We start from the raw sequence: 13,827 nt of genomic DNA on the forward strand, positions 1-13,827 counted from the left end.
GAATAAGTATGGCGATTAAGCAAATTCTGTTCGCAAGTCTATTGGCCACTAGTGTGGCTGCGAACGGGGCACAAAACTTTGTGGTTCAAGATATCAAGATCGAAGGTTTACAGCGTGTTGCACTAGGTGCAGCTCTACTGAAAATGCCAGTGCGTATTGGCGATGAAGTGGATGAAGGCGATGTATCTGAGATCATTCGTGCATTATATGCTTCAGGTAACTTTGAGGACGTTAAAGTACTTCGCGATGAGGGTGTATTGGTTGTTCAAGTTAAAGAGCGTCCAACTATCGCAAGCATCTCATTCTCAGGGAATAAAGCGATCAAAGAAGAACAACTTCAACAAAACCTAGATGCGTCTGGTGTTCGTGAAGGTGAAGCTCTTGACCGTACAACGCTGAGCAACATTGAGAAAGGTCTTGAAGATTTTTACTACAGTGTTGGTAAGTACAACGCGACAGTAAAAGCCGTTGTTACGCCTTTGCCGCGTAACCGTTCTGACCTTAAGTTTGTATTTACTGAAGGCGTATCCGCCAAGATTCAGCAAATCAACTTTATCGGCAACAAAGTTTTCTCTGATGCTGAACTGCTTAGCCGCTTTAACCTAAACGTAGATGTTGCGTGGTGGAACTTCCTTGCGGATGAAAAGTATCAGAAGCAAGTATTGGCTGGCGATATTGAAGCACTGAAATCTTACTACCTTGATCGTGGTTACCTTAAGTTTAAGGTTGATTCAACACAAGTAGCGATCTCTCCAGACAAGAAAGGCGTTTACATCACGCTTGGTATTGATGAAGGCGAAGCTTACACAGTTAAAGATGTGGCGTTTCGTGGTGAGTTAATCGGTCGTGAAGCTGATTTTGAAGCATTAGTTCCTTTTGAAGATGGCGATACTTATAACGGTTCTTCGGTGACTTCACTGGAAGAGAACGTTAAACGAATTCTTGGTGAAGCAGGTTATGCCTACCCGCAAGTTCGTACTATCCCTGAATTTGATGATGAAACGAAAGAAGTTTCGTTAGTCATTAATGTAGAAGCGGGCAGTCGTATTTACGTTCGAGATATTCGCTTTACGGGTAACAACTCGACTAAAGATGAAGTATTACGTCGTGAAATGCGTCAGATGGAAGGTAGCTGGCTTAACTCGAAATCAATAGATACGGGTAAGAGTCGCCTGAACCGTTTAGGTTACTTCGAAACTGTGGACGTACAAACGGTCCGTGTTCCAGGCAGTGACGACCAAGTTGATTTGGTCTACAACGTTAAAGAAGCGAACTCGGGCAGTATTAACTTTGGTGTTGGTTACGGTACTGAGTCTGGTGTTAGTTTCCAAGTTGGTTTGCAACAGGATAACTTCGCCGGTTCAGGTAACCGTGTTGGCGTTAGTGCCATGATGAACGATTACCAGAAGAACGTGAGCTTAGACTACCGTGACCCATACTGGAACCTTGATGGTGTGAGTTTAGGCGGTAAGATCTTCTATAACGAATTCGAAGCATCTGAAGCGGGTATCGTCGACTATACCAACCAAAGTTATGGTACCAGCCTTACATGGGGTTTCCCTGTGGATGAGCTGAATCGTCTGGAATTTGGTTTTGGTTATACGCACAACAAAATCGGTAACGTTCCGACCTATATTCAAGTTGAGCAGTTCGCGAGAAGTATTGACCAATATGGTGACGAACATATCTTAACTGATGATTTCGATATCAATATTTCTTGGACACGTAACAATCTTAACCGTGGTTTCTTCCCAACTGAGGGTAACCACCAACGTGCTTTCGCTAAAATAACGGTACCAGGTTCTGATGCCAAGTACTTCAAAGCGCAATACGACGTAAAACATTACATCCCGCTGACCAAAAAGCATGAGTTCACTCTATTGATGCGTGGCCGATTAGGCTATGGTAATGGTTATGGTCAAACAGATGGTAACGATAACTTGTTCCCATTCTATGAAAACTACTATGCGGGTGGTTTCACTACGCTGCGTGGTTTTGGTTCTAACTCGGCAGGTCCAAAAGCCGTTTACGGAAGCAGCACGGGTAATAACCCAACTTACAGCTCCGCAACTGATGATTCAGTTGGTGGTAACGCGGTTGCTTTGGCTAGTTTAGAACTGATTGTACCGACGCCGTTTGCTTCTGATGAAGCGCGCAGTCAGATTCGAACCAGTGTCTTCTTCGACATGGCAAGTGTATGGGATACCGAGTTCGTAGACCGCAATCAACCGAGCAGCGGCAGTCAGTATTACTACGATTATTCTGATCCAACAAATTATCGTTCATCTTATGGTGCCGCTCTTCAATGGATGTCGCCAATGGGCCCACTGGTTTTCTCTCTAGCGAAACCAATTAAAGTTTACGAAGGTGATGATGAAGAGTTCTTCACATTCACCATTGGTAGAACCTTCTAATATTTAAAGGACAATATTTTGAAAAATATGATTAAAGCAGCAGGTTTAGGCCTTGTAGTTATTAGCTCTTCTTTCTTTGCTACTGCTGCAGAAGCTGCACAAAAAGTGGGTTATGTAAACACTGCACAAGTATTCCAGGCTCTACCTCAGCGTGAAGTTGTTCTTCAAAAAATGCAGGAAGAGTTCAAAGATAAAGCGGCTGAGCTACAAAGCATTCAAGCAGAAGCTAAAACTAAGATTGAAAAGCTTAAGCGTGATGGCGAATTGCTAGGCCCTGATGAAGTTGAGAAGCTTCGTATTGAGGTAGGTCAACTAGACAGCAAATACAAAATCAAAGCTCAAGCACTAGAAAAAGCAAGCCAACGTCGTGAAGCACAAGAGAAGCAGAAGCTGTTCAAAGTGATTCAAGATGCTGTAACAAAAGTTGCAGAGAAAGAAGGCTACGACATGATTGTTGATATTCAAGCTCTGCAATACGGTAAGCCTGAATACAATATCTCTGAGCAAGTAATTAAATCACTGAAATAAGTTTTATGAAGAACCTGACTTTAGCCGAATTGGCAACAATTACCGGGGGAGAGTTACACGGAGACGGTACGATTACTGTTTCAGCTGTTGCCCCTATGGATAAAGCGCAAGAAGGTAACATTACGTTCCTTTCTAACGTTAAGTACAGCAAGCACCTAGGTGACTGTAAAGCATCCGCTATTATGGTTAAAGAGAGTGAACGTGAACTGTGTAAAACCAATGTAATAGTGGTTAATGACCCTTATGTTGCTTTTGCTAAAGTTGCTCAAGCGTTGGATATTACTCCTGCACCGGCTTCGGCTATTGAGGCTTCAGCTTCAATTTCAGGTGATGCGACCATTGGACAAAACGTGTCTATTGGTGCAAATGCTGTGATTGAATCTGGTGTGGTCCTTGGTGATGATGTGATCATTGGTGCTGGTTGTTTTATCGGCAAAAATGCTCAAATTGGCGCTGGTACTAAGCTATGGGCTAATGTCAGCATTTATCATGAAGTGGTTATTGGCACCGCGTGTTTGATTCAATCGAGCACAGTGATTGGTTCTGATGGCTTTGGTTATGCGAACGAAAAAGGCGAGTGGGTTAAGATCCCTCAAGTTGGTTCGGTTCGCATTGGTAATCGTGTAGAAATTGGTGCATGTACTACTATCGACCGTGGTGCATTAGACGATACAGTCATTGAAGATAACGTTATCTTAGATAACCAACTTCAAATTGCTCACAATGTTCACATCGGATATGGTTCAGCGATTGCTGGTGGTACTATTATTGCTGGCAGCACGACGATAGGTAAGTACTGTATTATTGGTGGTGGCTGTGTGATTAATGGTCACATTGAAGTTGTCGATGGCGTTACAATCACCGGTATGGGGATGGTAATGCGCAGCATCACTGAGAAAGGTATGTATTCCTCTGGTATTCCTTTACAGCCAAACAAAGATTGGCGTAAAACAGCGACGCGTGTTCATCGCATTGATGAAATGAACAAGCGTCTGAAAACCGTTGAAAAACTTATCGAGAAGAGCGCGGAATCATAATTCCAGCATTTCTAATAAAAGGCTCGCGTACAGCGAGTCTTTTTCGTTTATAATCCTTCTAATTAAATAAAGAATACATATAGGAATACGACTTTGACTACTGAACAGACAACGATGAACATTACTGAAATTCAGGAACTATTACCTCATCGCTACCCATTCTTAATGGTTGATCGTGTGACTAGCTTTGAAAAAGAAAAAACATTGACCGCGATTAAGAATGTTTCTGTCAATGAACCTCAGTTCACAGGCCATTTCCCACAACTTCCTGTATTTCCGGGTGTGTTGATTTTAGAAGCAATGGCGCAAGCAACAGGTCTCCTAGCATTTAAATCTTTTGGTGCACCTTCTGGCAATGAGCTTTACTATTTTGCAAGCGTAGATAAAGCAAAATTCCGTAAGCCAGTTATCCCTGGTGACCAATTAGTTATCGAAGTTGAATTCTTGAAAGAACGCCGTGGTATCGCATCATTTAATGGCGTAGCTAAAGTTGACGGCGTTGTAGTTTGTTCAGCTGAACTTAAATGTGCTCGTAGAGAGTTTTAATATGATTCATGAAACAGCGAAAATTCACCCGGCAGCAGTAATCGAAGGTGATGTAACTATCGGTGCTAACGTGACGGTTGGGCCTTTCACTTACATTGCTGGTAACGTGACAATTGGTGACGACACTGAAGTGATGTCGCATGTTGTGATCAAAGGTCACACAACCATTGGTAAAGAAAATCGCATCTTTCCACACGCTGTTATCGGTGAAGAAAACCAAGATAAGAAATACGGTGGCGAACATACGACAGTAGTGATCGGTGATCGCAACGTGATTCGTGAAGCGGTTCAAATCCACCGTGGCACGGTTCAAGATAAAGCAACCACAGTGATTGGTGATGACAACCTACTTTGTGTTAATGCTCACGTAGCACACGATGTTGTTGTTGGTAACCACACTCACATCGGTAACAACGCTATCCTTGGTGGTCACGTAACGGTTGGTGACTACGCTGGTGTAATGGCACTTTCTGCGATTCACCCATTCTGTTCAATTGGCGCTTATGCTTACATTGGCGGCTGTTCTGCTGTTGTTCAAGATGTACTGCCGTACGTACTTGCACAGGGAAACCATGCGGCGCCATTTGGCCTTAACCTAGTGGGCTTGAAGCGTAACGGATTTGAGAAACCAGAAATTCGTGCACTACAGAAAGCGTACAAAGAGTTATACCGTTCAGGTAAAACACTTGAAGAAGCTAAAGCAGCTTTAGTTGAAATGGCGAAAGAGTTTACTTCAGTTGCACCTATGCTAGAAATGCTAGAGAACTCTGAGCGCGGCATTATTCGTTAATACTTGATGTGGTTATGTACCAATCAACGTGAGTATGACCAATAATTACTTCATCAGATTGGTATAACAAAAAGATCGCTACTTGTTAGGCGATCTTTTTTGTTTTAGGTAAGAAGGGAATTGGAAGAATATGGCACAGCAAGAAACACAAACCAATAACTCGGACTTTGTTTCGAATGAACCACTACGCGTAGGTATCGTTGTCGGAGAACTTTCTGGTGACACGCTTGGTGAGGGCTTTATTAAAGCGATTAAGTCACAGTACCCGAATGCTGAATTCGTTGGTATTGGTGGGCCAAAAATGAAGGCTCTGGGTTGTGAATCTCTTTTCGAAATGGAAGAGCTTGCCGTAATGGGGTTAGTGGAAGTGCTGGGCCGTTTGCCTCGCTTGTTAAAAGTGAAAGCGGAGCTGGTTAAATATTTCACTCAAAACCCGCCAGATGTCTTTGTTGGTATTGATGCTCCTGACTTCAACCTGAGGCTTGAGTTAGATCTTAAGAAAGCAGGTATTAAAACCGTTCATTATGTTAGTCCTTCAGTTTGGGCTTGGCGTCCAAAACGTATCTTTAAAATCGACAAGGCAACCGATTTGGTATTGGCCTTTCTACCATTTGAAAAAGCGTTTTACGATAAGTACAACGTTGCCTGTGAATTTGTTGGCCACACATTGGCAGACGCGATTCCCTTGGAACCAAGTCAAAAAGAAGCTCGTGATCTTTTAGGTTTAGAGCAAGACAAGCCGTGGTTAGCTGTATTACCGGGTAGCCGTGGTGGTGAAATGAGTTTGATTGCTCAACCATTTATTGAAACTTGTCAGCGCATTAAGCAGAAATACCCTGATATCAATTTTGTTGTTGCGCTCGTTAATGAACAGCGTAAAAAACAGTTCACTGAAATTTGGCAATCAACGGCGCCTGAACTTGAATTCACCTTAGTGGAAGATACTGCGAGAAACGTGATTACAGCTGCCGACTCTGTGCTATTAGCTTCAGGGACCGTCGCTCTTGAGTGTATGTTGCTGAAACGTCCGATGGTCGTTGGCTATAAAGTAAATAAGCTGACGGGCTATATTGTGAAGAAGTTGTCGATTACCGAGTTCGTCTCACTGCCTAACATTTTGGCAGGTGAAGAAATCGTAAAAGAACATATCCTTGAAGAGTGTCACCCAGACTTTTTGTTCCCCTCTGTCGATAAGATGCTCTCAGCGGACAACAGTGCGTTGATCGAGCGCTTTACTGAGATGCATCACTGGATCCGTAAGGATGCGGACAAACAAGCCGCCAACGCTGTCCTGAACCTAATTGATAGACCGTTTGTTGAAGCGTAATACGCGCATATAGATTTACAGAGTACTAAGAGAATAATTATGGCAGTAAAAGAGAAAAAAGAGCTTCCTCCTTTTGAGTATCCTCAAGGTTACCAATTATTTGCTGGTGTGGATGAAGTCGGGCGTGGGCCATTAGTTGGTGATGTCGTGACGGCTGCGGTTATCCTAGATCCCAGCAATCCGATTAAAGGCTTAAATGACTCAAAAAAACTGTCTGAAAAAAAGCGTCTTGCACTGCTGCCTGAAATCAAAGAAAAAGCACTGGCGTGGTCAGTGGGTCGTTGCTCGCCACAAGAAATTGATGAATTGAATATTCTGCAAGCGACCATGGTCGCCATGCAGCGTGCTATTGCTGGTCTTAGCATTCAACCTGATATGGCATTGATCGATGGAAACCGTGTTCCTGAATTGCCGATGGACGGTCTTGCTATCGTGAAAGGGGACTTGCGAGTCGCTGAAATCAGTGCGGCGTCTATTATTGCTAAAGTAGTTCGTGACCAAGAAATGGAAGAGCTTGATAAGATTCATCCTGAATTTGGTTTTGCTAAACACAAAGGTTACCCGACGAAAGCACATTTCGAAGCGATTGAAAAACATGGTGTGACCGAGCATTATCGTAAAAGCTTTAAACCCGTAAAGCGGATCCTTGGTATCGATTAAAGCGAATCGATTAAACTTTATATTGCCTTGGCTTCTTATTGATAGTGGCTTCCTATTGATTGGAACCGGCTATCGAATAAAGTTGCCTACTTGCGGTAGATAAAAATAAAATACACCCAGTTGTAACCCTAGGCTCAAACCTAGAACTCAGGAAAAATAATGTCAGATCCAAAATTTGTTCACCTACGCGTACACAGTGATTTTTCGATGGTGGATGGCCTCTCTAAGGTGCCACCATTAGTTAAGAAAGTCGCTGAAATGGGTATGCCTGCTCTAGCACTTACCGATTTTACCAACCTTTGTGGCTTGGTTAAATTTTACGGTACGGCTCATGGGTGCGGGGTTAAACCAATTATTGGTGCTGACTTCTTGATGCAGTCTTTAGAATTCGGTGATGAGCTGACTAGGCTCACCGTCATTACCACGAACAACAAAGGTTATAACAACCTTACACTGCTTATCTCAAAAGCTTACCTTCGAGGTCATGTGCAACATCAGCCTGTCATTGATAAAGAGTGGCTAATTGAGCATGCAGAAGGCCTGATTATTTTATCGGGTGCAAAAGAAGGTGAGATAGGCAAAGCGTTGCTGAAAGGTAATCGTGAATTGGTCGCAAGCAGCGTTGAGTTTTACAAAACGTATTTCGCAGATCGTTTCTATCTTGAGTTGATTCGAACTGGACGCCCGGATGAAGAATCTTACCTGCACTTTGCTTTAGAGCTTGCTGAGCAAGAAGACCTGCCAGTTGTCGCGACCAACGAAGTAGTATTCCTGACCGAAGACCTGTTTGACGCTCATGAAATTCGCGTAGCGATTCATGATGGTTTTACGATGGTCGATCCTCGTCGTCCTAAAAACTACAGCGCGCAACAGTACCTTCGCAGTGAAGAAGAGATGTGCGAGTTGTTCTCGGATATCCCTGAAGCACTAGAAAACAGCGTCGAGATTGCTAAGCGATGTAACGTAACCGTTCGTTTGGGTGAATACTTCCTACCTAACTTTCCAACCGAAGGTTTAGCGATTGAAGATTTCCTGATTAAGAAATCAGAAGAAGGTCTTGAGCGTCGTTTGGCGTTCCTATTCCCTGACGAGAAAGTAAGAGCTGAGCGCAGGCCTGAATACGACGATCGACTAAAAATCGAACTCGAAGTTGTCAATAATATGGGTTTTCCCGGTTATTTCTTGATCGTAATGGAGTTCATCCAGTGGTCAAAAGATAACGATGTACCTGTAGGTCCTGGTCGTGGTTCTGGTGCTGGTTCTTTGGTGGCTTATGCGCTTGATATCACCGATCTTGACCCACTTGAATATGACCTGCTTTTCGAACGTTTCTTGAATCCAGAACGTGTATCGATGCCCGATTTCGATATCGATTTCTGTATGGATAAGCGTGATCAAGTTATTGACCACGTTGCTGAAATGTATGGCCGTGATGCCGTGTCTCAGATCATCACCTTTGGTACCATGGCGGCAAAAGCCGTAATTCGCGACGTAGGCCGTGTACTTGGTCACCCATTTGGTTTCGTTGATCGTATTTCTAAGCTTGTCCCACCTGATCCTGGCATGACCTTAGAGAAAGCTTTCCTTGCTGAACCAGCATTGCCAGAGCTTTACGATGGTGATGAAGAAGTTCGTGAGCTGATTGATAAATGTCGAATCTTAGAAGGTTGTACGCGAAATGCAGGTAAGCACGCGGGTGGTGTTGTAATTTCACCAACCACGATTACCGATTTTGCGCCAATTTATGCCGATGCGGAAGGTAACTTCCCGGTAACGCAATTTGATAAAAATGACGTTGAGACGGCCGGTTTGGTTAAGTTTGACTTCTTGGGGTTACGTACCCTGACTATCATCGACTGGGCGTTGGGTTTAGTGAACCCACGTTTGGCAAAAGAGGGTAAAGCTCCGATTCGCATCGACTCGATTCCTCTGGATGATCAAGCGTCATTTAACTTATTACAAAATTCTGAAACGACGGCGGTATTCCAGCTGGAATCACGTGGTATGAAAGACCTGATCAAGCGTCTACAACCTGACAGCTTTGAAGATATTATCGCATTGGTAGCTCTGTTCCGTCCGGGGCCTCTGCAATCAGGCATGGTAGATAACTTTATCGACCGTAAACACGGACGAGAGGCAGTATCTTACCCTGATGAAACGTGGCAACACGAATCGCTAAAAGAAACACTAGAACCGACTTACGGCATCATCCTGTATCAAGAACAGGTAATGCAAATCGCTCAGATCCTTGCGGGTTATACGCTTGGTGGCGCCGATATGCTGCGTCGTGCGATGGGTAAGAAAAAGCCTGAAGAGATGGCAAAACAGCGCGGTACCTTCAAGGAAGGTGCTGAAGCCAATGGTGTTGATGGCGAACTGTCTATGAAGATCTTTGACTTGGTAGAGAAGTTTGCGGGCTACGGCTTTAACAAATCTCACTCGGCTGCATACGCACTGGTTTCTTATCAAACACTATGGTTGAAAACGCACTATCCAGCTGAGTTCATGGCGGCGGTAATGACCGCAGACATGGATAACACTGAAAAAGTTATTGGCCTTGTTGATGAGTGTCTCCGTATGAAGCTCAAGCTTCTTCCACCAGACATTAACTCAGGCTTATACCGTTTTAATGTGGATGAAGATGGTGCCATTGTTTATGGTATCGGTGCAATTAAAGGGGTTGGTGAAGGTCCTATTGAAGCGATCATTGAAGCGCGAAATAAGGGGGGGCACTTTAAAGACTTATTCGACTTTTGTGCGCGCCTTGATCTGAAAAAAGTAAACAAACGTGTTATCGAAAAGTTGATTCTATCTGGAGCCTTAGATAGATTAGGTCCTCACCGAGCTGCAATGATGGCATCATTGAAAGATGCGGTTAAGGCTGCAAGCCAACATCATCATGCCGAATCTTTTGGTCAATCAGATATGTTTGGTGTGTTGACTGACGCTCCAGAAGAGGTTGAGCACAAGTATACTCAAGTGCCTAAATGGCCTGAAAAGGTTTGGCTTGAAGGTGAGCGTGAAACGCTAGGCTTGTATTTAACGGGTCACCCGGTTAATGCTTATATTAAAGAGTTAGCTAAATACACCAGCTGTCGTTTGAAAGATGCCACACCAACACGTCGTGACCAATCATTAACGATTGCAGGTTTAGTGATTGCTGCTAGGGTAATGACCACGAAACGTGGCACACGAATTGGTTTGATGACGCTTGATGACCGATCAGGCCGGATGGAAGTGATGTTGTTCTCGGATGCACTCGATCGCTACGCAGAATTGCTCGAAAAAGATAAAATTGTGGTTGTTTCTGGACAGGTCAGCTTTGATGATTTCAATGGTGGGCTTAAAATGTCCGCGCGTGAGGTCATGGACTTAGGAAGCGCCCGTGAGAAATATGCTCGTGGGGTGTCGATATCTATTGAACAATCCCAAATTAATGGTCAATTTTTTGAACGCTTTAGTCAAATCTTAGAACCTTATAGAGCAGGAACGGTCCCAGTCAATGTATACTACCAACGTGCCGACGCCAGAGCGCGGTTAACATTGGGCACAGAATGGCGTGTGACGCCAAGTGATACATTACTAGACGAATTAAAACAGCTGCTTGGAAATAGCCAAGTAGAACTCGAATTTAACTAAAATTTAGCTCCATGACTGTGGAGCTGAATCAACAAGGATTCATAGATGAGCCTGAACTTTCTAGAATTTGAAAAGCCTATCGCTGAACTTGAAGCAAAAATCGAAGCGCTACGTGACGTTTCGCGTCACGGTGGTGATACCGCGATAGATCTAGGCAAAGAAATTGAACAGCTAGAGAAAAAAAGCTTAGAGCTTAAACAGAAAATCTTTAGTGACCTAGGTGCGTGGCAGGTAGCTCAACTTGCTCGCCACCCTCAACGTCCGTACACCAAAGATTACCTGGAGCATGCATTCACAGAGTTTGAAGAGTTAGCGGGCGATCGCGCTTACGCTGACGATAAAGCAATTGTGGGTGGTATGGCTCGTCTAAATGGTCGTCCTGTTATGGTTATTGGTCACCAAAAAGGTCGTGAGACTAAAGAAAAAGTGATCCGTAACTTTGGTATGCCAAAGCCAGAAGGTTACCGTAAGGCACTTCGCCTAATGGAAACGGCTGAGCGTTTCAACATGCCAATCATTACTTTCATCGATACAGCGGGTGCATACCCAGGTGTTGGTGCTGAAGAGCGCGGCCAGTCTGAAGCTATCGCGAAAAACCTAAAAGTAATGGCAGGCCTATCTGTGCCAGTTATCTGTAACGTTGTCGGCGAAGGCGGTTCTGGTGGTGCACTAGCAATCGGTGTTGGCGACTACGTGAACATGCTTCAGTACTCTACGTACTCAGTAATCTCTCCAGAAGGTTGTGCTTCAATCTTATGGCGTGATTCAGATAAAGCGCCACAAGCTGCGGAAGCTATGGGCTTAGTTGCTCCTCGTCTTAAAGAGCTAGAGCTTATTGATGAAATCATTCCTGAGCCTTTAGGTGGTGCACACCGCGATCCAGTACAAACTGCTCAGAATATGAAAGACATGCTAGTTAAACAGCTAGAAGAACTAGAGCAGTTTGATAACGAAGCGCTTCTAGAGCGTCGTTACCAGCGCCTAATGAGCTACGGTTACTGCTGATAAATTTGCCTGCATAAGGTCAGCTTTGAGTAACAAGATGATGAAAGGGTTGGACTCAGTGCCAACCCTTTTTTATTATTAAAATATTCTCCCTTCAAACCTACTCTCATGGTTCACTCGCTCATGACTCACTTAATCGAAACCTTCACATCTGTACTTCATCAAAGCGCACTCAAGCCATGCCGACTGATCGTTGCTTTCAGTGGCGGTGTCGATTCCCGAGTGTTGTTGGAGTTGGCTGCTCAATATTCCAAACAACATGACATTGAGTGCCTTGCGGTACATGTTCATCACGGCCTAAGTGACAATGCTGACGACTGGGCAAATCAATGTAAAGTATGGTGCGATGCTTTATCTGTGTCTCTAGCAGTAGAAAGAGTATCTTTGGATATCAATAGCGGTGAGAGCATTGAAAAGTTGGCTCGAGATGCTCGATATCAAGCTTTTAAGCAACATGTAAGACAGGGTGATGTTTTGGTTACGGGTCAGCATATAGATGACCAACTTGAAACGTTCTTACTTGCGTTAAAGCGTGGAAGCGGCCCGAAAGGACTCTCCTCTATGGCGAGATTTATGCCGTTTGGAGAAGCTTTTATCGTTCGTCCTATGCTGTCAATAACTCGACCGGATATTGAAGCAGCTGCTTGCGATATGGGCTTAACCTGGGTTGAAGATGAGAGTAATCAGGATCTTCGCTTTGACCGTAATTTTATTCGACACCAGGTGACTCCAACATTAATCAATCGTTGGCCTAGTTTCCGTGAATCGGTCAGTCGTAGCGCGTTACTGTGTGCAGAGCAAGAGTCGTTACTTGATGAATTGATTGAGCCTCACTTTCTCAAAGCTTTAGGTGGCAGTGAGATCAAGAGCCAAAGCCTAAGCATTGAGGTGTTATCTGAGTATTCTGTTTTATTGCGTGCACGCTTGTTAAGAATGTGGCTGAGTTATTGTGGGCAATCGATGCCGAGCCAAAAACAACTTAAGTTGATTTGGGATGAAGTCGCATGCGCTCAAGCAGACGCTAACCCTAAGCTGGTGTTGGATAATGCCGAAGTTCGACGCTTTAATCATCAGCTCTATCTCGTGAAAGAGACCAAAGACTTGTCGAACTGGCAAAGTGATATCTCGATGGGTCAGAGCTTGGTTCTGCCTGATGGTTTAGGGGATCTACACTTAAATTCAGCGCTGAGTGATGGCGTATCTAACAACCGTGATGTGCAAAGCTTTAGTTTGTCGGATACAAGCGAAACACTACGAGTTATCTTTAATCCTGAAGGGTTATCTGCGCATCCTGTTGGGCGTGGGCATAGCAGAAAACTCAAAAAGCTCTTCCAGGAATATCAGGTGCCAAGTTGGCTAAGGCGCAGAACACCCATATTGATGGAGGGCGATCGAGTGATCGCTGTTTTGGGCTTATTCGTAGATAAAAACTACGAAGGTCAAGATTGTGAAGCGCTTTGGAGCAAGTAGAAAAAGTTTGTGTCACAATTTAGGCTACTTTAATAAAAATAATCAATGGAATATGCAATGAAGAAAATTACACTAGGATTAGTTCTTGGCTTGGGACTATTGAGTGGTAACGCGTTGGCGGGTGATGTTGCTGCAGGTCAAGCAAAAGCAGCAATCTGTGCAGCATGTCATGGTGCAGATGGAATCGCGGTGATCCCTGGTTACCCAAACCTCAAAGGTCAGAACGAGCAGTACATTGTTTCGTCAATTAATGCTTACAAAACAAAGCAGCGTAATGGTGGCTTAGCTGCTGTGATGCAAGCTCAAGCTTCAATGCTGAGTGACGAAGATATCGCTAATCTAGCTGCTTATTACGCAAGCCTTAAGTAAAACCTTCTTAAAGCGCTGATTAAACAAGATGATAAATTACGA

At 44.0% G+C, this 13,827-nt stretch carries 11 protein-coding genes; all 11 read left to right on the plus strand.

Annotation, left to right across the window (positions count from 1 at the left end):
- Positions 1-8 precede the first annotated feature (8 nt).
- The 11 genes from bamA (at position 9) to OCV36_RS03945 (ending at position 13,785) form a co-directional block, all read left to right on the plus strand.
- The gene (gene bamA / locus OCV36_RS03895) at positions 9-2,414 is read left to right on the plus strand and encodes an outer membrane protein assembly factor BamA (RefSeq protein WP_135456053.1); all 2,406 of its coding nucleotides are present in this window, start codon (positions 9-11) and stop codon (positions 2,412-2,414) included.
- Positions 2,415-2,441: 27 nt separating this feature from the next.
- Positions 2,442-2,942, plus strand: coding sequence for an OmpH family outer membrane protein (locus tag OCV36_RS03900; protein ID WP_029224713.1), 501 nt, complete (start codon positions 2,442-2,444; stop codon positions 2,940-2,942).
- A 5-nt stretch (positions 2,943-2,947) separates the two neighbouring features.
- Entirely contained in the window at positions 2,948-3,979 is a 1,032-nt protein-coding gene (lpxD, locus tag OCV36_RS03905) for a UDP-3-O-(3-hydroxymyristoyl)glucosamine N-acyltransferase (protein ID WP_135456056.1), read from the plus strand.
- A 93-nt stretch (positions 3,980-4,072) separates the two neighbouring features.
- Positions 4,073-4,525, plus strand: a complete 453-nt coding sequence (fabZ, locus tag OCV36_RS03910) for a 3-hydroxyacyl-ACP dehydratase FabZ (protein WP_017072660.1) — start codon at positions 4,073-4,075, stop codon at positions 4,523-4,525.
- A 1-nt stretch (position 4,526) separates the two neighbouring features.
- The gene (gene lpxA, locus OCV36_RS03915) at positions 4,527-5,315 is read left to right on the plus strand and encodes an acyl-ACP--UDP-N-acetylglucosamine O-acyltransferase (RefSeq protein ID WP_017072659.1); all 789 of its coding nucleotides are present in this window, start codon (positions 4,527-4,529) and stop codon (positions 5,313-5,315) included.
- 130 nt (positions 5,316-5,445) lie between these two features.
- Entirely contained in the window at positions 5,446-6,642 is a 1,197-nt protein-coding gene (gene lpxB / locus OCV36_RS03920; RefSeq protein WP_135456057.1) for a lipid-A-disaccharide synthase, read from the plus strand.
- Positions 6,643-6,681: 39 nt separating this feature from the next.
- Positions 6,682-7,302 (plus strand): ribonuclease HII, encoded by a 621-nt coding sequence (gene rnhB / locus OCV36_RS03925; RefSeq protein ID WP_135456059.1) that lies wholly within the window; start codon positions 6,682-6,684, stop codon positions 7,300-7,302.
- A 159-nt stretch (positions 7,303-7,461) separates the two neighbouring features.
- The gene (gene dnaE / locus OCV36_RS03930) at positions 7,462-10,941 is read left to right on the plus strand and encodes a DNA polymerase III subunit alpha (RefSeq protein WP_135456060.1); all 3,480 of its coding nucleotides are present in this window, start codon (positions 7,462-7,464) and stop codon (positions 10,939-10,941) included.
- A gap of 45 nt (positions 10,942-10,986) precedes the next feature.
- The gene (accA, locus tag OCV36_RS03935; RefSeq protein WP_102553632.1) at positions 10,987-11,946 is read left to right on the plus strand and encodes an acetyl-CoA carboxylase carboxyl transferase subunit alpha; all 960 of its coding nucleotides are present in this window, start codon (positions 10,987-10,989) and stop codon (positions 11,944-11,946) included.
- A gap of 123 nt (positions 11,947-12,069) precedes the next feature.
- The gene (gene tilS / locus OCV36_RS03940; protein WP_135456062.1) at positions 12,070-13,416 is read left to right on the plus strand and encodes a tRNA lysidine(34) synthetase TilS; all 1,347 of its coding nucleotides are present in this window, start codon (positions 12,070-12,072) and stop codon (positions 13,414-13,416) included.
- Positions 13,417-13,473: 57 nt separating this feature from the next.
- Complete coding sequence (locus OCV36_RS03945; protein ID WP_135456064.1) at positions 13,474-13,785, plus strand: c-type cytochrome; 312 nt, start codon at positions 13,474-13,476, stop codon at positions 13,783-13,785.
- Positions 13,786-13,827 lie beyond the last annotated feature (42 nt).

The organism is Vibrio echinoideorum, from assembly GCF_024347455.1.
Taxonomy (GTDB): Bacteria; Pseudomonadota; Gammaproteobacteria; order Enterobacterales; family Vibrionaceae; genus Vibrio; species Vibrio echinoideorum.

Coding starts and splice junctions, on each gene's coding strand:
- bamA (WP_135456053.1), top strand. CDS start 9: ATGGCGATTAAGCAAATTCTGTTCGCAAGTCTATTGGCCACTAGTGTG.
- OCV36_RS03900 (WP_029224713.1), top strand. CDS start 2,442: ATGATTAAAGCAGCAGGTTTAGGCCTTGTAGTTATTAGCTCTTCTTTC.
- lpxD (WP_135456056.1), top strand. CDS start 2,948: ATGAAGAACCTGACTTTAGCCGAATTGGCAACAATTACCGGGGGAGAG.
- lpxA (WP_017072659.1), top strand. CDS start 4,527: ATGATTCATGAAACAGCGAAAATTCACCCGGCAGCAGTAATCGAAGGT.
- lpxB (WP_135456057.1), top strand. CDS start 5,446: ATGGCACAGCAAGAAACACAAACCAATAACTCGGACTTTGTTTCGAAT.
- rnhB (WP_135456059.1), top strand. CDS start 6,682: ATGGCAGTAAAAGAGAAAAAAGAGCTTCCTCCTTTTGAGTATCCTCAA.
- dnaE (WP_135456060.1), top strand. CDS start 7,462: ATGTCAGATCCAAAATTTGTTCACCTACGCGTACACAGTGATTTTTCG.
- accA (WP_102553632.1), top strand. CDS start 10,987: ATGAGCCTGAACTTTCTAGAATTTGAAAAGCCTATCGCTGAACTTGAA.
- tilS (WP_135456062.1), top strand. CDS start 12,070: ATGACTCACTTAATCGAAACCTTCACATCTGTACTTCATCAAAGCGCA.
- OCV36_RS03945 (WP_135456064.1), top strand. CDS start 13,474: ATGAAGAAAATTACACTAGGATTAGTTCTTGGCTTGGGACTATTGAGT.